This is a genomic window from Streptomyces sp. NPDC051214 (assembly GCF_040682375.1).
In the GTDB taxonomy this organism is placed as follows: domain Bacteria; phylum Actinomycetota; class Actinomycetes; order Streptomycetales; family Streptomycetaceae; genus Streptomyces.
The window spans coordinates 359,325-379,064 of record NZ_JBFBAT010000009.1 but is presented as its reverse complement, the minus strand read 5'-3'; the positions used below and the strand labels follow the sequence as shown (position 1 = coordinate 379,064).

The 19,740-nt window shown below is 69.0% G+C and carries 27 protein-coding genes; 3 read left to right on the top strand and 24 right to left on the bottom strand.

The window, feature by feature from the left end; all coding sequences use genetic code 11:
* Window positions 1-130: 130 nt before the first annotated feature.
* Together AB0M70_RS25425 and AB0M70_RS25420 are read right to left on the bottom strand one after the other, a co-directional pair.
* Window positions 131-754 (bottom strand): DUF305 domain-containing protein, encoded by a 624-nt coding sequence (locus AB0M70_RS25425; RefSeq protein ID WP_365823052.1) that lies wholly within the window; start codon window positions 752-754, stop codon window positions 131-133.
* The gene (locus tag AB0M70_RS25420) at window positions 751-1,416 is read right to left on the bottom strand and encodes a DUF3105 domain-containing protein (RefSeq protein WP_365823050.1); all 666 of its coding nucleotides are present in this window, start codon (window positions 1,414-1,416) and stop codon (window positions 751-753) included. The genes AB0M70_RS25425 and AB0M70_RS25420 overlap by 4 nt, the downstream gene beginning before the upstream one ends.
* A gap of 306 nt (window positions 1,417-1,722) precedes the next feature.
* Here AB0M70_RS25420 and AB0M70_RS25415 point away from each other — a divergent pair, with 306 nt between their 5' ends.
* Together AB0M70_RS25415 and AB0M70_RS25410 are read left to right on the top strand one after the other, a co-directional pair.
* A complete protein-coding gene (locus AB0M70_RS25415) occupies window positions 1,723-3,084 on the top strand; it encodes a glutamine synthetase family protein (RefSeq protein ID WP_160504710.1) in 1,362 nt (453 codons plus the stop codon).
* Window positions 3,085-3,785: 701 nt separating this feature from the next.
* Window positions 3,786-4,253: a hypothetical protein gene (locus tag AB0M70_RS25410; protein ID WP_365823048.1), complete on the top strand. Its 468-nt coding sequence runs from the start codon at window positions 3,786-3,788 to the stop codon at window positions 4,251-4,253.
* Between the two features lie 65 nt (window positions 4,254-4,318).
* Here the strand turns inward: AB0M70_RS25410 and AB0M70_RS25405 are convergent, their stop codons facing one another.
* The 22 genes from AB0M70_RS25405 to AB0M70_RS25300 form a co-directional block, all read right to left on the bottom strand.
* The gene (locus AB0M70_RS25405; RefSeq protein WP_365823046.1) at window positions 4,319-5,557 is read right to left on the bottom strand and encodes a site-specific integrase; all 1,239 of its coding nucleotides are present in this window, start codon (window positions 5,555-5,557) and stop codon (window positions 4,319-4,321) included.
* Window positions 5,558-5,638: 81 nt separating this feature from the next.
* The gene (locus AB0M70_RS25400) at window positions 5,639-5,899 is read right to left on the bottom strand and encodes a helix-turn-helix domain-containing protein (RefSeq protein WP_365823044.1); all 261 of its coding nucleotides are present in this window, start codon (window positions 5,897-5,899) and stop codon (window positions 5,639-5,641) included.
* A gap of 241 nt (window positions 5,900-6,140) precedes the next feature.
* A complete protein-coding gene (locus tag AB0M70_RS25395; RefSeq protein ID WP_365823042.1) occupies window positions 6,141-7,535 on the bottom strand; it encodes a phage/plasmid primase, P4 family in 1,395 nt (464 codons plus the stop codon).
* Window positions 7,536-7,575: 40 nt separating this feature from the next.
* Window positions 7,576-8,490 (bottom strand): DNA primase, encoded by a 915-nt coding sequence (locus AB0M70_RS25390; RefSeq protein WP_365823040.1) that lies wholly within the window; start codon window positions 8,488-8,490, stop codon window positions 7,576-7,578.
* A gap of 88 nt (window positions 8,491-8,578) precedes the next feature.
* Window positions 8,579-9,070 carry a single-stranded DNA-binding protein gene (locus AB0M70_RS25385; RefSeq protein WP_365823038.1) on the bottom strand — a complete coding sequence of 164 codons (492 nt, stop codon included), beginning with the start codon at window positions 9,068-9,070 and terminating at the stop codon, window positions 8,579-8,581.
* A gap of 3 nt (window positions 9,071-9,073) precedes the next feature.
* On the bottom strand, window positions 9,074-9,481 hold the full coding sequence (locus AB0M70_RS25380; RefSeq protein WP_365823036.1) for a hypothetical protein: 408 nt from the start codon (window positions 9,479-9,481) through the stop codon (window positions 9,074-9,076).
* 14 nt (window positions 9,482-9,495) lie between these two features.
* Window positions 9,496-9,696 carry a hypothetical protein gene (locus AB0M70_RS25375; RefSeq protein ID WP_365823034.1) on the bottom strand — a complete coding sequence of 67 codons (201 nt, stop codon included), beginning with the start codon at window positions 9,694-9,696 and terminating at the stop codon, window positions 9,496-9,498.
* A complete protein-coding gene (locus tag AB0M70_RS25370) occupies window positions 9,693-10,040 on the bottom strand; it encodes a hypothetical protein (RefSeq protein WP_365823031.1) in 348 nt (115 codons plus the stop codon). Before AB0M70_RS25370 ends, AB0M70_RS25375 begins: the two co-directional genes overlap by 4 nt.
* The gene (locus tag AB0M70_RS25365; protein ID WP_365823029.1) at window positions 10,037-10,327 is read right to left on the bottom strand and encodes a hypothetical protein; all 291 of its coding nucleotides are present in this window, start codon (window positions 10,325-10,327) and stop codon (window positions 10,037-10,039) included. Before AB0M70_RS25365 ends, AB0M70_RS25370 begins: the two co-directional genes overlap by 4 nt.
* Window positions 10,324-10,527: a hypothetical protein gene (locus AB0M70_RS25360; protein ID WP_365823027.1), complete on the bottom strand. Its 204-nt coding sequence runs from the start codon at window positions 10,525-10,527 to the stop codon at window positions 10,324-10,326. Before AB0M70_RS25360 ends, AB0M70_RS25365 begins: the two co-directional genes overlap by 4 nt.
* Before the next feature lie 14 nt (window positions 10,528-10,541).
* On the bottom strand, window positions 10,542-10,730 hold the full coding sequence (locus tag AB0M70_RS25355; protein ID WP_365823025.1) for a hypothetical protein: 189 nt from the start codon (window positions 10,728-10,730) through the stop codon (window positions 10,542-10,544).
* Window positions 10,721-10,858, bottom strand: a complete 138-nt coding sequence (locus AB0M70_RS25350) for a hypothetical protein (RefSeq protein WP_365823023.1) — start codon at window positions 10,856-10,858, stop codon at window positions 10,721-10,723. The genes AB0M70_RS25355 and AB0M70_RS25350 overlap by 10 nt, the downstream gene beginning before the upstream one ends.
* Window positions 10,858-11,109, bottom strand: a complete 252-nt coding sequence (locus tag AB0M70_RS25345) for a hypothetical protein (protein ID WP_365823021.1) — start codon at window positions 11,107-11,109, stop codon at window positions 10,858-10,860. The genes AB0M70_RS25350 and AB0M70_RS25345 overlap by 1 nt, the downstream gene beginning before the upstream one ends.
* Before the next feature lie 141 nt (window positions 11,110-11,250).
* Window positions 11,251-13,521: a cell division protein FtsK gene (locus tag AB0M70_RS25340; protein ID WP_365823019.1), complete on the bottom strand. Its 2,271-nt coding sequence runs from the start codon at window positions 13,519-13,521 to the stop codon at window positions 11,251-11,253.
* A 154-nt stretch (window positions 13,522-13,675) separates the two neighbouring features.
* Window positions 13,676-14,011 (bottom strand): hypothetical protein, encoded by a 336-nt coding sequence (locus tag AB0M70_RS25335; RefSeq protein WP_365823017.1) that lies wholly within the window; start codon window positions 14,009-14,011, stop codon window positions 13,676-13,678.
* The gene (locus AB0M70_RS25330; protein WP_365823015.1) at window positions 14,008-15,120 is read right to left on the bottom strand and encodes a DNA cytosine methyltransferase; all 1,113 of its coding nucleotides are present in this window, start codon (window positions 15,118-15,120) and stop codon (window positions 14,008-14,010) included. The genes AB0M70_RS25335 and AB0M70_RS25330 overlap by 4 nt, the downstream gene beginning before the upstream one ends.
* Window positions 15,117-16,094: a DUF2637 domain-containing protein gene (locus AB0M70_RS25325; RefSeq protein ID WP_365823013.1), complete on the bottom strand. Its 978-nt coding sequence runs from the start codon at window positions 16,092-16,094 to the stop codon at window positions 15,117-15,119. The genes AB0M70_RS25330 and AB0M70_RS25325 overlap by 4 nt, the downstream gene beginning before the upstream one ends.
* Window positions 16,091-16,690, bottom strand: a complete 600-nt coding sequence (locus AB0M70_RS25320; protein WP_365823011.1) for a hypothetical protein — start codon at window positions 16,688-16,690, stop codon at window positions 16,091-16,093. The genes AB0M70_RS25325 and AB0M70_RS25320 overlap by 4 nt, the downstream gene beginning before the upstream one ends.
* Entirely contained in the window at window positions 16,687-16,980 is a 294-nt protein-coding gene (locus tag AB0M70_RS25315) for a hypothetical protein (protein WP_365823009.1), read from the bottom strand. The genes AB0M70_RS25320 and AB0M70_RS25315 overlap by 4 nt, the downstream gene beginning before the upstream one ends.
* Before the next feature lie 89 nt (window positions 16,981-17,069).
* Window positions 17,070-17,519, bottom strand: coding sequence for a transcriptional regulator (locus tag AB0M70_RS25310; protein ID WP_365823007.1), 450 nt, complete (start codon window positions 17,517-17,519; stop codon window positions 17,070-17,072).
* A 39-nt stretch (window positions 17,520-17,558) separates the two neighbouring features.
* Entirely contained in the window at window positions 17,559-18,332 is a 774-nt protein-coding gene (locus AB0M70_RS25305) for a DUF4097 family beta strand repeat-containing protein (protein ID WP_365823005.1), read from the bottom strand.
* Window positions 18,333-18,419: 87 nt separating this feature from the next.
* A complete protein-coding gene (locus AB0M70_RS25300) occupies window positions 18,420-18,587 on the bottom strand; it encodes a pRL2-8 (protein WP_365823003.1) in 168 nt (55 codons plus the stop codon).
* Between the two features lie 551 nt (window positions 18,588-19,138).
* Between AB0M70_RS25300 and AB0M70_RS25295 the strand changes: the two genes are divergently transcribed.
* Window positions 19,139-19,531: a winged helix-turn-helix domain-containing protein gene (locus AB0M70_RS25295; RefSeq protein ID WP_365823001.1), complete on the top strand. Its 393-nt coding sequence runs from the start codon at window positions 19,139-19,141 to the stop codon at window positions 19,529-19,531.
* Window positions 19,532-19,740: the final 209 nt, after the last annotated feature.

Below are 19,740 nucleotides of genomic sequence, written 5' to 3'. Positions count from 1 at the left end.
CCCGAAAACCGTGCCTGCGCCCCGGACCTACCTGGGGCGGAGCGACCCGCGGCGGAGCCGCACATGTCACAGCCGGGAAGGGGCGGGGTCGGGGAAAATCACGGGTTCGCGCCCCGCCCCGCGTACGCACCTACGGCTTCGCGCCCCGTGCTTTCAGCAAGTCCCTCATCAGCTCGATCTCCGACTCCTGCGACTCCACCATTCCCCGTGCGAGCCGCACCTCCGCCCCCACCTCGCACCGGTCCACACACCCGTCGGCCATGTGGACCCCGCCCTTGTGATGCTTGATCATCAGCTGCAGGTAGCGGACCTCGGCGGCCCGCCCGTTCAGCTTGCCGAGCTTCTTCAGCTCCGTGTTCGTCGCCATCCCGGGCATCAGGGCGCCGTCCTCGCCCGGCGGCATGTCCCCCATCCCCATCCACTCCATCGGCGCCTTGTCGGGCACCTTCGGCAGCTCCCACAGGTCGAGCCAGCCGAGCAGCATGCCCCGCTGGTTCGCCTGGGTCTGGGCGATGTCGTACGCGAGGCGGCGGATCTCCTCGTCCTTCGTGCGGTCGCGCACGATGTACGACATCTCCACCGCCTGCTGGTGATGCGTGGCCATGTCCCGGGCGAAGCCCGCGTCGGCCGAGTCCGTCGAGGGCGAGGACGCGGCGGACGAGCCGTCCGACGACGCGACGGCGACCGTGATCCCGCCGCCGGCCACGGCCACCGCGGCGAGCGCCCCCACCACCCAACAGGTACGCCGCCTCACTGGCTCTTGCCACCCGTGCACGCGGCGCCCGGCTCAGGGGTCTGCTTGCCCTGGACGTACGTGGACAGGAAGGAGGCGACCTTCGGGTCGGACGCGCCGGTCACCGTGCGCTGGTGGCCCCAGGCCGACAGCATGATCGGATCCTTCTGGTCCTTGACCGGACTCATCAGCGTGTACGGCGTCTGCTTGACCTTCGCCTCGAGCTTCTTCAGGTCCGCGGCCTTCGCCTTGTCGTTGTACGTCACCCACACCGCGCCGTGCTCCAGGGAGTGCACGGCGTGGCGCTCCGGGAGCTCGTCCTTGTAGACGTCGCCGTTGCAGTTCATCCACACCTGGTCGTGATCGCCGCCCACCGGCGGGGTCATCGCGTAACTGACGTCCTTGGTGACGTGCGTACGGCCCAGCTTCTTGGCGTCCCAGACCTTCTCGCCGTCCGCGGTCGTTTTGAACGTCGGCGCGGACTTCCCGTCGGAGGCCACCGAGTCGGAATCATCGGCCTTCTGGAAGAGGACGACACCGCCCACGGCGAGCGCGGCGACCACCACCGCGCTCAGGGTGATCGTGATGACCCGGCCCCGGCGGTCGCGTGCGCGCTCTGCCCGGCGCATCTCCTCTATCCGGGTCTTGCGGGACGAGCTGCTCGTGTTCTTGGCGGAACCCATGATGTGTCCTTCGGCGATGCGGCGATACGACGGAAAGGGCGGGACGCGCGTTGCGGAACATGGTGGAGCGGTTCGCTGATCGTAATGGGCGATCCCGGCGGGCTGTAGGGGCAGTCCGAGCCGCCCGCTGTTACGGGCGCGCCCATCAGCAGGCACTATGGGCACAGGGCGGCACGTGGCCCGCAACGCGCCGGAAACGGTGTGGTGGGATGCTCATGTGCCCCGCGGTGTCCCCGGACGAGAGCACAGCGCGACAACAGCGCGGACGCAGGTGGTCTGACCAGCAAGGATGGGTGGAAGCGGAAGATGGACAAGCAGCAGGAATTCGTGCTCCGGACACTGGAGGAGCGCGACATCCGGTTCGTACGCCTGTGGTTCACGGATGTCCTCGGCTTCCTGAAATCGGTCGCGGTGGCCCCCGCCGAGCTGGAGCAGGCCTTCGACGAAGGCATCGGCTTCGACGGCTCGGCGATCGAGGGATTCGCCCGGGTGTACGAGTCGGACATGATCGCCAAGCCGGACCCGTCGACGTTCCAGGTCCTGCCCTGGCGCGCGGAGGCCCCCGGCACCGCCCGCATGTTCTGCGACATCCTCATGCCGGACGGCTCCCCGTCCTTCGCGGACCCGCGTTACGTCCTCAAGCGCGCCCTGGCCAAGACCTCAGACCTCGGGTTCACCTTCTACACCCACCCCGAGATCGAGTTCTTCCTCCTGAAGGACAAGCCGCTGGACGGCTCGCGGCCCACCCCCGCCGACAACTCCGGCTACTTCGACCACACCCCGCAGAACGTGGGCATGGACTTCCGCCGCCAGGCGATCACCATGCTGGAATCCATGGGCATCTCGGTCGAGTTCAGCCACCACGAGGGTGCCCCCGGCCAGCAGGAGATCGACCTCCGTTACGCGGACGCGCTCTCCACGGCCGACAACATCATGACGTTCCGCCTGGTCATGAAGCAGGTCGCGCTGGAGCAGGGGGTCAACGCGACCTTCATGCCGAAGCCCTTCTCCGAGCACCCGGGCTCGGGCATGCACACGCACCTCTCCCTCTTCGAGGGCGACCGCAACGCCTTCTACGAGTCCGGCTCCGAGTACCAGCTCTCCAAGGTCGGCCGCTCCTTCATCGCGGGACTCCTGAAGCACGCCGCGGAGATCTCGGCGGTCACCAACCAGTGGGTGAACTCCTACAAGCGCATCTGGGGCGGCTCGGAGCGCACGGCGGGCGCGGGCGGCGAGGCCCCCTCGTACATCTGCTGGGGCCACAACAACCGCAGCGCGCTCATCCGCGTCCCGATGTACAAGCCCGGCAAGACCGGCTCCGCGCGGGTGGAGGTCCGCTCGATCGACTCGGGCGCGAACCCGTACCTGACGTACGCGGTGCTGCTCGCCGCGGGCCTCAAGGGCATCGAGGAGGGCTACGAACTCCCGCCGGGCGCCGACGACGACGTCTGGGCCCTGAGCGACGCGGAACGCCGCGCGATGGGCATCGAACCGCTCCCGCAGAACCTGGGCGAGGCGATCGCCCTGATGGAACGCTCGGAGCTGGTCGCGGAGACCCTGGGCGAGCACGTATACGACTTCTTCCTGCGCAACAAGAAGCAGGAGTGGGAGGAGTACAGGTCGGAGGTCACGGCCTTCGAGCTGAGGAAGAACCTGCCGGTGCTGTAAGCGCAGGTCAGAGGGCTTCCTGTTCGTTTTCCCGAGAGGGTCCGCGGTCGTTGACTGTGGGCCCTCTCGGCTGTCTGCCTGCGGCTGGGCCGTCTGTGGGCCGTGGGCCACTGGATCGGGCTACCAAGACCGGCGTGGGGCCCGGCCTGAGGAGAGTCCGGTCCCCATCTCGGGGGCCTACGGAGGGGCCACGCCTAGAAGGGCCGTGCGCCACATCGGCAATGAGAACGAGCAACGCCGTGGCCCGGTCGCTAAGGCCGCACCGGCAGCGCAGTCTGGCTGGCTCGATCCCGCATACTGAAAATTCCTGCACATAAGGCTCAATGCCGCTGTAGCCTTGCGTCATGTCGTCTTGGGTCCCCCTTTCAGTTCGTCGCGGGATACGGCCGCCGACCGGAATGGTCGAAGGTGTTCCTGCTTATCTCTTTCCCGCTCTGGAGCATTGGGCTGAGGGAGTTTTCGGATATCGCGGTTCGTCCGAAACGGACACTAATCTGGTGCACAATGCAGCTCTCGCCATGCGTTTGCCGGTAGTGACGGGGAGAAGAGCCCAAGAGAAGATGCATGACCTTCTCCACCAGTGTAGGCAAGACGGGGACCTGTATTTGGATCTGCTCGACTACTTGCTCAGGTCTTCACAGCGGGGTATGGGGAGGTCGTTGTCCCTGGAGGAGTCTCTCGCGCTGGGAGGGTCCGCCTGGATGGCAACTAAGGAACAGGGTCTGCAACGACGTGTCGATCCGACGGCCCAAGAGAACTTCAGCAGTGCCAGCTCTCCTGCTGACCTCGCCAGTGAAGAGCTGAAGCAAGCGTGGGACCGCGCGTTTTCGCGTGATCCAGATGCTTCAGATGCCTGGGATCACGCAATCAAGGCCGTTGAGGCGGTCCTGATACCGGTTATTGTCCCAAAGCAGGAAAAATCCCAGTTGGGCCATGTTGTCGGCTCGTTGAAGAGCCAGGGAGAGCGTTGGCAGTTTGTTCTCCCTGGTGTTGGGATGGATAACTCGATCCAGCCCGTTCTTCAGATTCTCGGTATTCTCTGGCCGAACCCTGACAGGCATGCAAATGAGGGTCGGAGGAAACCTACCCTGGCGGAAGCCCAGGCGGCTGTGCACCTCGCGGTCACTGTCGTTCAGTGGACTAGAGCGGATGCAATTGAGTTGCGGTGACAGTGTTGCCCCGGAGTGAGAGCTGAAGTCGGAAGCACGAAAAGCTCTATCGCGGCAAGTGCGGCCTACATGACAGTTCGCGCCCCGTACATGCTGTCCACGGCCTTGCGAGACCGTCCGTCACTGCTCGGCATCAGGTGCGTGTAGACCCGGAGCGTGAAACCGGGGTCGGTGTGTCCCAGGTACGTACTCAGAGCCTTGATGTTCTCGCCCGCGTCCAGAAGCACCGATGCGTAGAAGTGCCTCAGAGCGTGCATGCCGTGCTCGCGGGCGGCCTGGTGGCGTTCGCCGGGCTTGGGTTCCGGGATGACGCCGGCGGCCACGAGGGCGGGCTTCCAGAAGCGGGTGTTGAAGTCGGTGCGCCTCACGGCGCCGACTCCGTCGGGGCGGACGAACAAGAGGCGTTTGGTGATTGGTTGGCCGTCAGTACGCATCCACGGCAGCGTGACGGCCACGGGCGGGTGAGCCTCCATGTGCTCCTTGAGCGCGTGGGCCACTGAGTCGGCGAGCGGCACGTCACGCTCCTTGTTGCGCTTCGGCAGCGCGAATACGAGCTTCCCGCCCGACACCTTCACCTGGTACCCGACGTGCAGCCATCCGGCATCGAATCCGATCTCGTCGACCGGAAGGCCGAGGATCTCGCCTTGCCGTAGGCCGCACCCGGCACCCAGGTCGACGGCCGCGCGGTACTGATCTGGCAGCGCGGCGCGGACGGAGAACACGCGCTCGGCAGACCACGGGATTACGCGCCGATTGTTCGGACCGGGCGCGGTAACGGTAGTTGCCTTGCACGGGTTTCGGTGCAGGTGGTCGTCCTCCACGGCCGCGGTGAAGACGCCCGACACGGATGCGAAGATGACGCGGCGATAGGAGGAAGCGGGTACCGCCCGCTCAAGCTCGGCCAGCCAGTCCCGGATGTGCTCGGGCTTGAACGAGGCGAGCGGCCGCGAGCCCAGATATGGGATGGCGTGCCGCCGGATCTGCACGGCGACGGGTTCCTTTGTGGTCGGGTCGGTCGTCAGCGAGTTGAGCCATTTCTCGGCGTACTGCCGGAAGGTGATCCGACCGGCTTTGGGATCGATGTACCGGCCGCCGTCCATATCAGCCTTGATCTTCGTCAGCCACTGCTCGGCGCGGCGCTTCTGTCCGTCCGGGAAGCTCTGGGACTTCTCGGTTCCGTCGGGGCCGACGTAGCGGGCTCGGTAGCGCATTCCGGCGCCGTGGCGGTCCGTCCTGGTGCGGACGGACTGTCCGTTGGAGTCGGTGTCGGTCTTGAACCAGCGGTCTTGGATATGGCCGGCCATGTGGTGGTGGTCCCTTCTGACGCACGCAGGGAGGGCCACGGCGTGGCCCTCCCTGCGGAGTTGAGTGGTCGCGTGCGGACGTCAGGCGACGTCGGCGTGCTGGCGCTCCGTGACGTAGGTGCGGACGTCGGCGGGGTCGTAGCGCACGTGCTTGCCGATGCGGAAGCCGGGCGGGCCGGTGCGCTTCTTGCGCCACTGGTAGACGGTTTCGAGGGGGACGCCGAACATGGCGGCGATGTCGGTCGGGGTCAGATACCGGTCGGGCAGACCACTGCGGAGCGTCGCTCGCGGGTCCGTCTGAGGGGCGGCTTCCGAGCCCTTGAGCATGCGTTGGCGAGACATTCCGTGGCTCCTGTGGGAAGCGTCGGGATTGGCGGGGAAGTTGGCGCCACATTCCTGTGGGTCGCGGACCATCGCGGACCACCCTGTTTGACCTGCGGTTTTGTGGGGGTGTTGTGCGGACCATCGCGGACCACCCATGGCGAGGTGGTCCGCGATGGTCCGCGATCGGGGTGTGGTGAACGTGCAGGTCAGCGGGGGTGGTCCGCGATGGTCCGCGACCCAGCAGATTGTGGGCGCAACTTCAGTCGGTGGCGCCCGGTGCGGGCCGCACGGTGATGCCGGTGTAGGTCCGTACGCGGTTCTCTCCGTCTCGGGGACGGGTGAGGCTGAGTTGGGGGATCGCGGACTGGAGGTTGCGGCCGAAGACCTGTTTGGTACCGGGGCGGACGCCGTTGTCTTCGGCCCATTCGCGCCAGATGGCCCACAGGTTGTCGACGGGGATCGTGCAGGCCGGTCCGGTGGTGCAGCGTTCGCGGATGAACGCTGAAGTGGGGGATGCGGTGTCCTGCATGGTGGTAACCGCCTCACGGCTGGCGGCCGGTTCGGCGATCCGCCCCGTGCGCTGTAGGCGGGCGAGCCCGTCCAGTGCCCAGTTGAGGATGCCGGGCATCTCGGCAACGAGGCGATCCAGGAGGGTGGTGTCTTCTCTGCCGAGCCAGGAGACCATGAAGTTGAGGACGATGAACCGGCGGGCGATGACACCGGAAGAGTCGCCGAAGTGCGGCAGTTCGTTGGACAGCATCATCAGCCGGGTGGGCAACTTGCCGGTCCACTGCTCGCGGTACTTGCGGTCGATGTCGATGGTGTCCTCGCCGGAGATGGTCAGCAGCCGTTCAACGACCTGGCTGCTGTCGTTGCCGGAGAGGCGGGCATCGGAGATGACCGCGAGCGGCTTTCCGATCAGGGTGGCCAGCCCGAAATTGGTGCCGAGTCCGGCGAGGGTGGGGCCGGCGAGGTTGTTCTTGCCGACCAGCTCTTTCATGACGCGGGCGATGGTGCCCTTCCCGGAGCGGGAGGGGCCGACCATGAGCAGAATCTTTTGCTGGTCGGTGCGCCCGGACAGGACGTAGCCGAACCACTCCTGTAGCGCAGTGATGGCGTCGGGAGCGTCGTGCCAGAGCTGTGCCAGGAACCGTTCCCATTCCGGCGCTGTGGCGTCCGGATCGTAGGAGAAGGGGACGGAGACGTGGTTGAAGAACCCGGGGGTATGCGGCAGAAGCTCGCGGTCGCGGATACGTAGCAGCCCGTTCACACAGGCCACGATCGGCCCCCATCCGGCGGTGTCGGCGCCGCCGCTGTTCAACCACGCGGGGGCGTCCACGTCGGAGGGCAGAAGCGCGATGGAGCCGAGCGCATCCAACAGATTGCTGATCTTCTGCTTCGTCGGGGCCCAGTCCCGCTCCTCCGTCTGGCCCTCCCTTCCCGGTACTGGGAAGACGGCGTGTTCCAGCCGCTCGTACATGGCCTTGCGGACCTGGGCTTCGTCGATCTCCCGCCAGTGGGTGCCGTTCCAGCGCATCCAGGAACCGCGCCAGCGGCGGCACACCATTGCTCCATCGTCGTTCTGCCAGGCGGGCAGGATGCGGCGGGCGACGGCCATGGGGTTGGAGGGCGCGGGCAGTTCCTCGGTGTTCATGCAAGGCCCCTCCCTTCCGTGGGGGTGCGTGGCAGAGGGTTCATGCGGCCGTGTGGGCAGTGAGGCCCAGGCCGTTGGCGACGGCACGGCGTGCGTAGGGTTCGGGCACGCCGACCGCAACAGCGGCGGCCACGATGTCCTCTCCGAGGGCGTCCAGGCCGCACGGGCCGGGGCATTGGCCGTGTTGCTTGGCGAGGAAGCGGGCGACCTGGAATGCCTGTGACCCGGCGCCGGATTCGGTGTGCGCAGTCACCAGGTCGAGGCCTCGTTCCAGGCCGGTCCGCACGTAGCGCTCGGTGTGGCGGCATCCGGTGGCCACCGACCGGTCCCAGGCGGCGCGAGCGCTGGGGGAAGAGGCCACCGCTCCCCGCGGCGGGGTGGCCTCTTGCCGTACGGCCAGGGCCCGCACGACGTCGGGCAGAGGTGCCATGCGGCCGGTGCCGGGGCCGAGCCAGCGGGCGTACGCCATGCGGGACTTGATGTCCACTCCGGGCCGTACCCCGTGTGCGGAGTGCATCGTGCCCACATAGATCCAATGCTGGCCGCGTGTCGTGGGCACGGTGCGGGTGGGCGGCAGATGGGCGTGGGCCCAGGTGATGGCGTCGGCGTGGTCGAGGTCGACGACGGTGAGGCGGACGCCGGCGGGGTGGTAGGCGACGGCGGTGGCCTGCCTCCATGCGGTTGCCCAGGCTGTTGAGGTGAGCGTGGATGGATCCGTGGTCGCGGCGGCCCATGCGTGGCAGGGGCGCGGGCAGGTGCAGGGCCCGGCCTGCTTCATGTTCGGTCGGCCGCCGCACGCGTTCTTGGCGCAGGACGGGCAGTTGCCGAAGGGGGCTTTGCCCACGCGCAACGGCAGCACGGGCACGCCCCTGGACGCGAGCGCCAGCGCGGTGGCCAGCGGCCCGGTCGGCTGCGGCCTGAGCCGGTCTCGCCGGGGCGGGGTGGAATGGGTCATGCTGGGGGTTCTCCTGCTCTCTTGGAGGGACGGGAGTACCGGGGCGGGGTGCAGGCTTTGGCGAGACGGCACCCCGCCCCGGGCGTATCTAGAACGGCGGCTCGTCGCCTGCGGACGCAGTGCCGGTTGAGGCGGGTGCACCCCATCCGCTGGGGGCGGGGGCGCCGGTGCTCCACGCGTCGGCGGCCGGGCCGGTGGCGGTGGTGCCGTTGCGCTGGGCGCGGGTGACCTTGGCGGTGGCGAAGCGCAGCGAGGGGCCGATCTCGTCGACCTCCAGGCCGAGCATCGAGCGGTTCTCGTTCTCGGAGGTCTGCCAGTTGTGCTGACGCAGGCGGCCGGTCACGATCACGCGGGCGCCCTTGGTGAGGCTGTCGCCGACGTGCTCGGCCAGGTCGCGCCAGGCAGTGCAGCGCAGGAACATCGCGGTCCCGTCGCGCCACTGGTTGCTGGTCTTGTCGTAGGTGCGCGGGGTGGAGGCGACGGTGAACTTCGCCATCGCCGCGCCGCTGGGGGTGAAGCGGATTTCGGGGTCGTCGGTGAGGTTGCCGACGACGGTGAGTGGGGTCTCTCCTGCGGACATGGGTTACTCGCCTTCCGTGACGTCGGCGTCGGTGTGCGTGATCGGGCCGCTATAGCCGAGCGGGCTCGTGGCGGTGTGGGCGTGTTCCAGGGCGGCGGCCAGCGCGTGCGCGTGGTCCTGTGATTCCTGTAGGGCAGCGCCCGCGGTGACGATGTGGTTCTCGGGGGTGCCGTAGTCGGCGCTGACGTATCCGCGCCCGTTGAGGACGGTGAGGGCACGCTCGATCTGTTCGAAGGCCTGCGGGAGGCGCTGGGAGAGCGCCTTGAGCGCGCCGATGGCGCGGTAGGCCTCGGGCGGATAGGCCAGGCCGCTGGGGTTCTCGCGGGTGGGGAAGGTCAGGTGGTTGAACTCCCGGATGGCCTCGGCGGCATCGCGCAGGAGGTCGACGGGGTCGACGTGCTTGTCGAGCATGGGAGTTGGCCTCCTCAAACGGCGGCGGGGACCGGGTCGGTGCGGATGACGGCGAAGGCATCGTGGATCGCGTCGTAGTGGATGTGGACGGGCGCGGGGTCTTCCGCACGGGCTTCGGCGGCGCGACGTGCGGCGCGCCGCGAAGCGCGGGGGTTTCCGGCGGGGAAGGCGTCCAGGCGCACCGGGTGGTGGCCGGTGCACTCGCGGCAGGTCACAGTGCGTCACCGTCCGATCGACCCGCCGCAGCGGTGGGGACCAGGCGGCGGGCGGCGGCATGGAGCTTGGCTTCCAGGACGGCGGGCGGTGCGGGAGTGAAGGAGTGCAGGGCGACGGTGGCGGCGATGATGACGTCGCACAGTTCGTCGGCCACGTCGCGGTAGGTGTGGGTGGTGCCCTTGCGGGGGTTCTGGCCGGTCGCGCCGATGTACGCGGCGGACGCTTCGCCAGCCTCTTCCGCGACCTTCAGTAGGCGCATGGTGATCTCGTGCGCGTCCGTGCCGTTGGCGGCATCCAGGCGCTCCACGATGCGGGCGGTGACGGGCCACAGGACTGCGCTCATGAGGCTTCCTCCTCGGGAAGGTTCGGGGTCGGGGTGTCGTGGGCGGTGTGGGTGCGGCGGTGCCGGTCAAGGTCGACGACGGCGGCCAGGGATCCGGCCGTCTCGCCGTGCTCGGGGGCGGGCTGCGGGTCGCCGGGCGGCCTGGGACCGCCCGCCGGGCTGGCCGCCAGGGCGGCGGCGAGCGCGGCGTCACGGCGGCGGGCAACGGCGTGGCCGGTGAGGGTCACCGCGCCGAACACGGCGCCCGGGGCGGCCAGTACGGCGAGGGCGATGAGTTCGGCGTTCATGTCGCCTGCTCTCCTTGTGCGGCGCGGACCAGGTCGGGCAGGGAGCTGCCGAGCGCGGCGAGGCGGTGCTCCATTGCCTGCCAGGACGCGGGGTCGATGCTCATCAGAGCGTGGGCGGCGGCGGGCAGGTCGCCGCGGGCGGCGGCGGTGAGGGCGTCGCGGATCTCGCCCGCGGCCATGAGGGAGATGGGATCGGGCACGGCGGGGCCTCCGATCACAGGTCGGGGATGGCACTGATGACGGCGCGGGTCAGTTCGCTGATGGGTCCGGCGGCGCCGGTGGAGGCGAGGAAGAACCCGAACATCACGGCGATGAACGCGGACCCGTAGCCGAGCGACTTGGAGCGCAGGAGGAAGAACAGGACCAGTCCGAAGAGCAGGACCAGGGAGACGGTCACGGCCATGGCGGACCTCCTTGCGGGAGTTGGGATGCGGGGGCGCTGCCGGGCGGCCGGTCATCGGTGCCGGGGCAGCTCGCTGCGGCGAGGCCGAGCAGGACGATGACGAGGGCGGCGCGCAGGCGGGCACGCATCAGCGGGTGCCTTCGCGGTGGGTGCGGGCGTAGAGGTTGTAGAGGTGGCGGCCCACCCGTATGCGCTTGCCGTAGCCCGTGCAGCGACGGCAGCGCTTGCCGCGCTTGACGCGGCCCTTGCGGTCGGTCTTGGTCGCGAAGCCCAAGCCGCGGCACTTGCGGCAGTCACCGAACGGCGAGGCCACACACACCGATACGTAACCGAGTGTGACGACGAGTAGGCAGGCGATAGCGAGCGCGATCGAGGGCATCAGAGGCCTCCACGGGCGGGTTTCAGGGGTTTGCGCAGGTGGGCCGCTATCGGCTAGCGGCCTGATCAGGTGCTATGCGGACCGCTAGCGGGGTCTCTAGCGCTAGAGGGTTGATCCCCTAGCGCTAGAGACCTCTGACGGTCAGCCCGCGTCCCGCTTTCGGTCACGCTCCGCAATCGCTTCGACGATGCGGGCCCGCTCGAAGCCGGTTCGGTTGACGGTCTTGCCCTTGATCCGGCGCGCCACCTGGCCGGTGCTCACGCCGTACGGCTTGAGTGCGGAGGTGAGCTGGCGGGCCTTGTCGGCGGACTCCTCCATCTCGCCCCACGCGCCGTACTTCTCCGGGCGCAGGTCGGCGAGCCGCTCCACGGTGACGTCGTTCCACGGCTTGGCCTCGCCGGCGGGGACGACGGCGAGGATGTCCTCCAGCAGCGTGTCGACCACGTCGCGGCGCTCCGGCTCCTGGCCCGCGGCGATGCCGCGCAGGGTGCCCGCCTCCATGCGTGCCTTGCGGGCCCGCTCGCAGATGACTTCGGCGGCCGGGTTGTCGATGTAGTAGCCGCGCACGATCTGCGGGTCATCAGCGGCGCCCACCAGGTAGCCGATGCCCTTGTCGGACTTGGTGAAGCTGGTGGCCCGGATGCCGTTCTTGTAGTTCGACGTCCCCAGGATCATGTCGTTCTCCAACTGGCCCATGACCCGCAGGCAGAACCGGGTGCCCACGTTCGCGCTGATCGCGGTGGGCAGCGAGTCCTTGTCCGGGCGCTGCGTCGCCAGCAGCAGAATCACCCCGAGCGCCCGACCGCGCTTGATGATGCCGGTGCACAACGTCCCGGCTTCCTTGCCGTACTTCTCGTGCGAGAACAGCTCCTGGCACTCGTCGATCGCGAGCACCAGCGGGTGCAGACCAAGCGAGCGGCTCGCGGCCAGCTCCGGAGTGACCTTGTTCTCCGGGCACTTGTCCTTGGGCAACGAGCTGATGACCTTCGCCCGCCGCTCCAAGTCCTTGTAGACGTAGCGGATCGAATCCAGCGCCGCCGCGGCGGTTTCGTCGTCCGCGCCCGATCCGTAGTCGGCGGCGACCCGCTTGAGCGGGTCCAGGTCGCCGGTGCCCTTCAACTCCCACACCAGCAGCTCGGCGCGCACGTCCAGCGCAGCGGCGAGCAGCGGCGTGCGCAGGGCAAATGTCTTGCCCATGCCGGGCATCGCGCCGATGAGGACGTTGTCGTACATCAGCGTCAGGTCGACGTTGCGTCCGCGCTGGTCAGTGCCGAACGGCGACGCCTTGAACAGCGACGCGCTGCCGGACTTGGCCAGCGGCCAGGCGGGCGGCTTGACCTTGTTCAAGGCCTTGTCGCCGACCCACAGCACCATCCGGCCCGCGTGCTCGTCGGGCACCGGCTCGGGCCACACACAGCCCAGCGGGCGCCGCAGACCAGAGGCCAGCTTCTCGCGCCGGTCCAAGATGTCCGGCACCGTCACGCCGTAGGGAAGGTCGACATCGGCGCGCCAGCCGGGGCCGTCGCGGGTGATCGGAGCGGGGAACTTGATGCCTTCCCCGCCCTTGCCCAGCGCCTTGTTGATCTCGGAGATGCCGAGCGCTCCCAGGGCCCGTTCGACGATCCCGGAGGTGAGCTTCTCGACTTCGGTGGTCACGACCGCGCGGCTGATGACGGGCTTGTCGGACGGAGCCCCAAGGAAGCCGAGTCCGGCGGTCAGCGCGGCGACGGCCAGGACGGTGAGCCAGGCCGGGGCGAGCACGTACAGGACCAGGGCGAGGATCGGGCCCAGGATGAGCCCGGCCGTCATCAGGGTCATGCGCAGCTTGACCCGCCGATCCCGCTGGCGCGAGAGGGTCATGTACTCCATGACGTTCTCGCGGCTGGCCGCCGCCCGCCGCAGCGGGTCGCCCTCGGCATCGGCAGCCCAGCGCAGGGTTCCGCCGATGAACTTCGCCGCTCCGGCAGGCGCCTGGCAGGCCAGGCGCAGGCTGTACCAGGGCAGACGCACGGCGTGGTAGGCAGCCGAGTGGCCCACGTAGCCGCCCAGCCATCCTGCGGCGTTGACGAACTCCGGCTTGGAGCGCGCCCACCCCGGGATCACGTCCTGACGCTTCGCGGCCCGGATCCTGTCCATCAGACCAGGACCAGCCGGGCCCGGGGTGTCGACCATCACGGCCGACCCGGGGCCCGACTCATCGTCGCCGGTGTCGCGCGGGGAGTCGGCCGACTCCGGCGGTGCCGAGTCGGGTGACCGGTCGGCGTCCGAATCGGGTACCGGGTCGGGCGATCCGGTACGCGCGGTACGGGCCGATGTCAGGTCGACCACCTTGCCGACCGAGTCGGCGTCGGGGCCATTCACCATCTCGGCTTCGAGCCGGTTGAACAGCTCGTTCTCGTCGGGGTGATTCACTGAGACTTCCTTCCAGGGATGGAGGGTGGCGGGGTCCGGCCGCTGCTTTGGTCGGTTGAGACCGGGCCCCGTCGATAAATCGTGGTCGCCTGGAAGGGGCGTGACTTTCACAGTTTGTGAAAGTCACGCCCCTTCACGTGGGCCGTCTGTGCTGCTACAGGTCGAACAGGCCGCACTGATCCGTAGACGTGGCCGGGAGTTGCCGCTTGGCCGCGCGGGCGGCGGCGGTGTGGCAGTCCGGGCACCAGGCCCGCAGTTCCGCGGGCGGAAGCCCGGCCGCGGTAACGGTGGACGCGAGCGGGTCGGCGGGGGCCGCGATGAGGCGGACCCGGCGGCCGTGCTTGCTGGTGTAGCCGTCGTGCTCGTGAGGGCAGCGGCCCTCGCCCTTGGCGTGCGGGTTGCCGCACGCACCCGCGCACTGGCAGCGGTGGCCGGCGGACTCCATGACGGTGTTGAAGACGGCGGCGCCGACGATGGGCTGTGACTTCATGCCGTCGCCTCCCGCCACGTGTCGGGCTCGGCCCGGTTGAGCAGGATGCGCAGCGCGGCCACGGCCTGCGGCGGGACGACCCCGTTGCCGAGTGCCTTGAGCTGCGCGGTGCGCGACAGCCCGGGGACGGCGGTGACGTGACCCTCGTTCAGGGCCATGAGCCATTCGACGAAGACCGGGTTCAGTCGTCCCAGATCGTCAGTTGGCCGGGGGGCGGGGCGGCCGATGACCTGCGCCCACCTTTCGACCGCCGCGGCGTACGGTCCCCAATCAACTCCGAGACCTGGTGCAGCGAGGGGCGCACCGCCGCTCCCGGGCTCGGTGACCGGTTGCTCGGCCACGTCGCCGTGGCCGGGGTCGGCAGGAGTTCGCACACTTCGGCGGCCAGGCTCTTGCCGTGCGTCCCGGCCTCCTGCGAGGGCGAGCGCTTCGTCTGCCGGTTCTCGTTCGCCGATGCCCGCGGGGTGGGCAGCAGCGAGACGACGTGGCGCAGGTTCATCCCGCCCTGTGCCGCATGCCCGGCCCCGGTGCTTTCCGAGGTCGACGGCGTCGGCAGCAGGGAGACGGCGGTGGGAAGCTGGCCGCTTTGCCCACCGCCGCGCCAGTCCCGGGCCGCCGGAGTCGGCAGGCCAGGCGAGGAAGATGAGCCGCTTGCGCTGGTGGGCGGCGCCGATGTCGCTCGCGCGTACACAGCACCAGTCCGCATCGAACCCGATGGAGGCAAGGTCGGCGAGGACGGTGTCGAATCCGAGAGAAAGGTGGCCTGCGACATTCTCAAAGACCGCGAGTCGGGGTCGTAGAACCCCAAGGGCGCGGGCGATGTACGGCCAGAGGTGCCGGTCATCCTTGGTGCCCTTCCGCTTGCCTGCCGTGCTGAACGGCTGGCACGGGTAGCCGCCGATGTAGATGTCGACGGGTTCGACGTCGTGCCAGTCGACGGCGGTGATGTCCCCGAGGTTGGGCACCTCGGGATGACGGTGGGCAAGGATGAGCGCGGCGCCGGGGTCGTTGTCCGCCACCCACGCCAGCCCCCCGCCGAACACGGCCTGGACGGCGTCATCCAGGCCCGCGTATCCGGTGCACACCGAACCGATCCGCAGGGCCCTCATGCGGCTACCTCCGTGTCCTCCACGGAGTGCAGGGTCCGGCCCTCGGCGCGCTCGGCGGTCAGCACGTCGCGGATCTGCCGCGCGGGCTTGGCTCCGCAGTGCAGCGCCTTGCGCAGCGCCTCGCCGTTGTCGACCTCCGCATCCGACCAGGTGGCCGTCAACTCCCGGGCTTCGAGCAGCAGTTCGTCCAAGCCTCGCCGGGCTGTCTTGCTGGCGCGGCGGCGGTTGGCCGACGGCTTTCGCCGCGGCTGCGGATCGGGCTTCTCGTCCATGCCCGGGTTCGGCTGCTCGTCCTGCGGGCCGCCCTCCGGGGCGGGGGTGAGTTCCCCGAGCCTGAGCAGCACGCGGGCGCGGCGTGGTGTCTTCGAACGCCACCGTCGCCCGTGCTCCTCGCGCAGGTCCGCGCGGGCCAACTGCCGTTCCCGCTCCCGGGCGAGCGCGTCGGCGTAGGAGGTGATCTCCCACAGCGTCATGCGCCGCCACAGCGCGAACGTGGTCAACGGCGCCAGCAGCCAGCGACTGAACCGGATCTTGTCCATCCGGCGGCCCGTCACCGCGCCGATACGCACGGCGTAGATGTGCGCGCCGATCTCGGAGAACACCACCCACAGCAGCGGCATCGTGCCGTGCGCGACCTTGGCCCACAGGCTGTCGCCCGCGGCGACGTTCAGCCCGCAGGTGATCAGCGTGAGCACCCAGGGCACGAACCGCACCCACCCGAGCGCCATATCCATACGGATCAGCAGCAGGTTGGCAACGGTGAACACCGGGATCGCCACGTCGATACCGACCGGCAGCATCCACGGCTCGGCAAACCCCCAGCGCAGCGCGGCGGCCGACACCGCGTCGAACGAAGCGATGAACCCGAGCGAGCCGACCCCGGCCGCCGCAGCGGCCCCGATCCCGGCAAGGCCCAACTCCGGGCGGGTCAGCGGCGGAACCGTCGCAGGCTCCGTACTCGCGATTGCGGTCATGCCGACTCCTCCCGGAATTGCGGGTTGGGCAGGCCGGTCAGGTCGGCGATCTCGTCACCGGTCAGCACCGTGTTCTCGTCCATGGCGTGGGCCACGGTGCGGATCTCGCCCCACAGGTGGCCGATCTTGCGGCGCGCCATCCCCTGCACCATCGCCCAGGACTTGCCGTGGGCCGGAACGTGGCCACGGCCGATCAGAAAGCCGTGCTGCGCGAGGATGTCGATGGCCTGCTCACGGTCGTGGAGAGCCGCGCAGGCAAGCGCCCGTTCCGGCGTCCACAGGCCGTAGGCCATCAGGTAAGTGACCTGGGCGATCGACCCGGCCGCAGCCTGCGCGGCGAAGCGCCACGCATGCACGTCGCGTGTCTCGAAGGCGGTGTTGCCGGTCACGCACCAACCGCCCTCTTCAGGCGTCCAGGCGATGACCTCGCTGGTCACCACCCGCATGCCATAGGCCAGGCTGAGCACGGCGTGACCGGCCTCATGGAAGGCCATGCCCAAGCGGGCCTGCTCGTAGGTGAGCGGCATCTTCAGCGTCGGCTTGGGGCGGCCAGTGTGGTCCGCGAGCAGTTCGGGCGCGGGGGCGGTGGAGTTCATGCCGCCACCGCCCTACGGGAGCGCTCGCGGCGGGCGGTCGGCCGCTTCAGCGGGACGACGTGGAACAGCTCCGGCGCGTAGGCCTCCACCGCCTGAGCGGCGATACGGATCGCGTCGTCGGGCATGTTCGGGTGGTCGGCGAGGATGTCGCGGGCCGCGTCCAGACGGGCCGCGCGCTCCGTCTCGCTCTCGCCGTCCTCCCCGAGCCACAGTTCGAGCGGGGTACCGAGGGCGAGTTCCACGAAATCGGTGTCACTGACGGCCTCATGGCCGCCGACATAGCTACGCATGATGACTCCTGAAATGGAGGGACGGGAGGGAGCCGGGGCGGGCGCAGGCTTTGGCGAGACGGCGCCCGCCCCTGGGAAGGACAGGGAGGTCAGACGGTGGCGATGACCAGCGCGGCGACGAACAACCACAGGTGGTGGAAGGACTGATCCAGCGCGTACGCGCCGGTACCGATGTGCGGGTTGTCGTCGCGGTCGGGGCGCGGCGTGCCGAGCCGGTAGAAGCCACCCAGGCCGAGCCGGTCGGCGAGCCGGGCGAGGGTGCTGCGGCGGTCGGCCCACCAGTGGGTGACGGCGTCGATGCCGAGTCCGATCACCAGGCCGGGCACGGTCACGGAGAGGTTCAGCAGCCAAAGGACCGGCAGTAACAGCGCGAGCTTGGTGGCGGTCAGGGTGGAGACGTGCCGGGCGCCGGCGAGGCGGCCGACCCAGCCGGGGCGGCCCTTGTGCGCGGACTGGCAGGAGGTCTGGACCCAGTGGTCGCCCACGCTGTGGGCGACGTACAGGGCGACGAACACGGCAGCGAAGACGGCGGCAGCCATCGGGCAACTCCTTGTCAGAAAGGGGAGGAACGAGGCTGGTCAGCCGTTGCGGACGCGGCCGGAGACGCTGTCGGCGGACACGCTCAGGTGGCGTGCACCGGCGACCCGGACGTCACCGGAGATGGTGCGGGCGCTCACGTGCCCAGACGCGGCGGCGGTGGCCTGCACGCGGATGTCGCCCGAAGTGGCCGCGATCTGGGCATGGCGCCCGTCGTAGAGGCCCACCTCGATGTCACCGGAGACCGACTGTGCGGTGATCCGATCAGTGATCCGGTTGACCCGGACGTCACCGGAGGTGCTGTTCACCGTGAGGTCGCGGACGTCGCAGGCGTCCAGGTCACCGGAGACGGAGCGGATCTCCATCCGGTCGATGTTGCCCCACACCACGGTGTCAGCCGACGTGGTGGACAGAGCGAAGGACGACCGGGCGGGCAGGTGCACCGTGGCCTCGATCGGGCTCACGGTCTGCATGCCGCTCGAACCGCCGGTGACGATGCGGCCGTTGATGATGGTCATGCCGGTCACCGAGCCGTACACAGTGCCCATGTGCTGTGTGACGCGGTTGCCGCGCGCACTCTGCACCATCACGTTGCCGGGCATTTCCGGAATCTCGATGCCGAGCGCCTGCCCGTTCTGCTCGGTGCGGGCCCGGGTGACCGCGTCGGCGGCGGGCCCCGTGCTGTCGTCGGTGTGCAGCACCAAACGAGCGGTGCTGAGGTCGTTACTGACCTTCACGTGCACGCGGCCGACCGGAAGGGACAGGCCCAGCACGATCGGGCCGGCGGACTGGGAAACGAAGGTGCGCTCGGTCATGGCGAATCTCCTGTTTCACGGGAAGGGCACGGGGCTGTCCCGGCTCTCCGCGGCCCCGGCACCAAGTCCGGGACCACAGACAGCCGGTCAGCGCCACCAGCTCTTCTTGGGCGTGACGCTGGGACAGCCGTTGACCATGTGACTCACACACTGCGGGCAGTCCTCGCGAGGGCCGAGACGGCGATGGATGCTCTTGTCGTAGGCGTGCTGCCAGCACTGCGGGCACTCGCCCGGGGGCGTGTCTCGGTTCGGCATCACGGGCTCCTTGCTGGGCTCGGGACGGTCCCGGCTCCCCTCAGCCCCGCCCGTACGGGGCGCTCCGGAGAGCGCCCGGACGGGCGGAGGAGGCAACCGGCCGCAGCGCTAGCCGCCGCGGTGCGGTGAAAGGCGACCGGTTGGCCGCGGCACCCTGCGGTGTCCGCGTGCTGAGGATGAAGCGGCGCCGCCGTGTCGGTCGGTCACGGCCGCGCCCATCGCTTTCGTCGGTTCACTGCCACTCCTTCAGTTCGCTGATCAGGGGATTCGCACTGCAAGGGGGACCGATGTCCCCACACTCCGGCCGTTGCTCGCGGTCACCGGGCCACCTCGCCAGTAGGGCCGAAGCCCCGTTCCCCTGGCCTTTAGCGGGATTGCAGCGTCCCCGCCCTCTGCGTTCGTGCAGGTCAAGCACTTACAACTCGCCGTTAGCGAAGCCCTTCCGGGTTTCGTGTTCCGGCCTGAGTTCAGATTGACCCAGGTCAATCTGACTGTCAAGAAGGTTCGCCGAAGGATCTGAGATTGACCTAGGTCCGGTTACCCTCGGGGGCATGGATTCGAGCCCCGAAGCGCCCAAGCAAACGGCCAAGGAGATCGCTGCTGACTACCGCGCGAAGATTGCGGACCCGGACAACGAGGACTACTCGCCGGGGAAGCGGCTGCCCGCCGCACGCCAGCTTGCCAAGAAGCTCGGCGTGCAGCTCATGACTGTGCAGAGCGCGTACAGCCAACTTCGAGATGAGGGCTTGGTTCTCACCCAGCAGGGGCGCGGGACGTTCGTACGCGACCCATCGGCGCCGCTCGGCACCGAGCCGGGCAGTAGCCCCGCCTTCACCGCCCTGGCCGGAGAGCTCAGTTCGATCCATGACGCTCTCCGACTTCTCGGTGAGCGTCTGGACCGGCTTGAGGAGATCGTGAGTAGCGAGACGCCACCTTCGCGGTGAGTACGTCGGCGCGCCTCAGCAGCCCTTCCGCCGTGGCGCGCGCCTCGCCCAAACTCGCTTTGAGCAGTGCGAGTTCAGCGGAAGTGAGGCCCGCTAGCTCGTTCTTTCGCTCGTTGATCCCTGGCATGCAAATGAGCATGAGACCGCGAACGACGGAGGACCCGGACAGAATGTCCGGGTCCTCTTTCCTTGCAGGTCAGGGGTGTTGA

Coding starts and splice junctions, on each gene's coding strand:
- AB0M70_RS25420 (WP_365823050.1), bottom strand. CDS start 1,416: ATGGGTTCCGCCAAGAACACGAGCAGCTCGTCCCGCAAGACCCGGATA.
- AB0M70_RS25415 (WP_160504710.1), top strand. CDS start 1,723: ATGGACAAGCAGCAGGAATTCGTGCTCCGGACACTGGAGGAGCGCGAC.
- AB0M70_RS25410 (WP_365823048.1), top strand. CDS start 3,786: ATGGCAACTAAGGAACAGGGTCTGCAACGACGTGTCGATCCGACGGCC.
- AB0M70_RS25405 (WP_365823046.1), bottom strand. CDS start 5,557: ATGGCCGGCCATATCCAAGACCGCTGGTTCAAGACCGACACCGACTCC.
- AB0M70_RS25400 (WP_365823044.1), bottom strand. CDS start 5,899: ATGTCTCGCCAACGCATGCTCAAGGGCTCGGAAGCCGCCCCTCAGACG.
- AB0M70_RS25395 (WP_365823042.1), bottom strand. CDS start 7,535: ATGAACACCGAGGAACTGCCCGCGCCCTCCAACCCCATGGCCGTCGCC.
- AB0M70_RS25390 (WP_365823040.1), bottom strand. CDS start 8,490: ATGACCCATTCCACCCCGCCCCGGCGAGACCGGCTCAGGCCGCAGCCG.
- AB0M70_RS25385 (WP_365823038.1), bottom strand. CDS start 9,070: ATGTCCGCAGGAGAGACCCCACTCACCGTCGTCGGCAACCTCACCGAC.
- AB0M70_RS25380 (WP_365823036.1), bottom strand. CDS start 9,481: ATGCTCGACAAGCACGTCGACCCCGTCGACCTCCTGCGCGATGCCGCC.
- AB0M70_RS25370 (WP_365823031.1), bottom strand. CDS start 10,040: ATGAGCGCAGTCCTGTGGCCCGTCACCGCCCGCATCGTGGAGCGCCTG.
- AB0M70_RS25365 (WP_365823029.1), bottom strand. CDS start 10,327: ATGAACGCCGAACTCATCGCCCTCGCCGTACTGGCCGCCCCGGGCGCC.
- AB0M70_RS25355 (WP_365823025.1), bottom strand. CDS start 10,730: ATGGCCGTGACCGTCTCCCTGGTCCTGCTCTTCGGACTGGTCCTGTTC.
- AB0M70_RS25350 (WP_365823023.1), bottom strand. CDS start 10,858: ATGCGTGCCCGCCTGCGCGCCGCCCTCGTCATCGTCCTGCTCGGCCTC.
- AB0M70_RS25345 (WP_365823021.1), bottom strand. CDS start 11,109: ATGCCCTCGATCGCGCTCGCTATCGCCTGCCTACTCGTCGTCACACTC.
- AB0M70_RS25335 (WP_365823017.1), bottom strand. CDS start 14,011: ATGAAGTCACAGCCCATCGTCGGCGCCGCCGTCTTCAACACCGTCATG.
- AB0M70_RS25330 (WP_365823015.1), bottom strand. CDS start 15,120: ATGAGGGCCCTGCGGATCGGTTCGGTGTGCACCGGATACGCGGGCCTG.
- AB0M70_RS25325 (WP_365823013.1), bottom strand. CDS start 16,094: ATGACCGCAATCGCGAGTACGGAGCCTGCGACGGTTCCGCCGCTGACC.
- AB0M70_RS25320 (WP_365823011.1), bottom strand. CDS start 16,690: ATGAACTCCACCGCCCCCGCGCCCGAACTGCTCGCGGACCACACTGGC.
- AB0M70_RS25315 (WP_365823009.1), bottom strand. CDS start 16,980: ATGCGTAGCTATGTCGGCGGCCATGAGGCCGTCAGTGACACCGATTTC.
- AB0M70_RS25310 (WP_365823007.1), bottom strand. CDS start 17,519: ATGGCTGCCGCCGTCTTCGCTGCCGTGTTCGTCGCCCTGTACGTCGCC.
- AB0M70_RS25305 (WP_365823005.1), bottom strand. CDS start 18,332: ATGACCGAGCGCACCTTCGTTTCCCAGTCCGCCGGCCCGATCGTGCTG.
- AB0M70_RS25300 (WP_365823003.1), bottom strand. CDS start 18,587: ATGCCGAACCGAGACACGCCCCCGGGCGAGTGCCCGCAGTGCTGGCAG.
- AB0M70_RS25295 (WP_365823001.1), top strand. CDS start 19,139: ATGGATTCGAGCCCCGAAGCGCCCAAGCAAACGGCCAAGGAGATCGCT.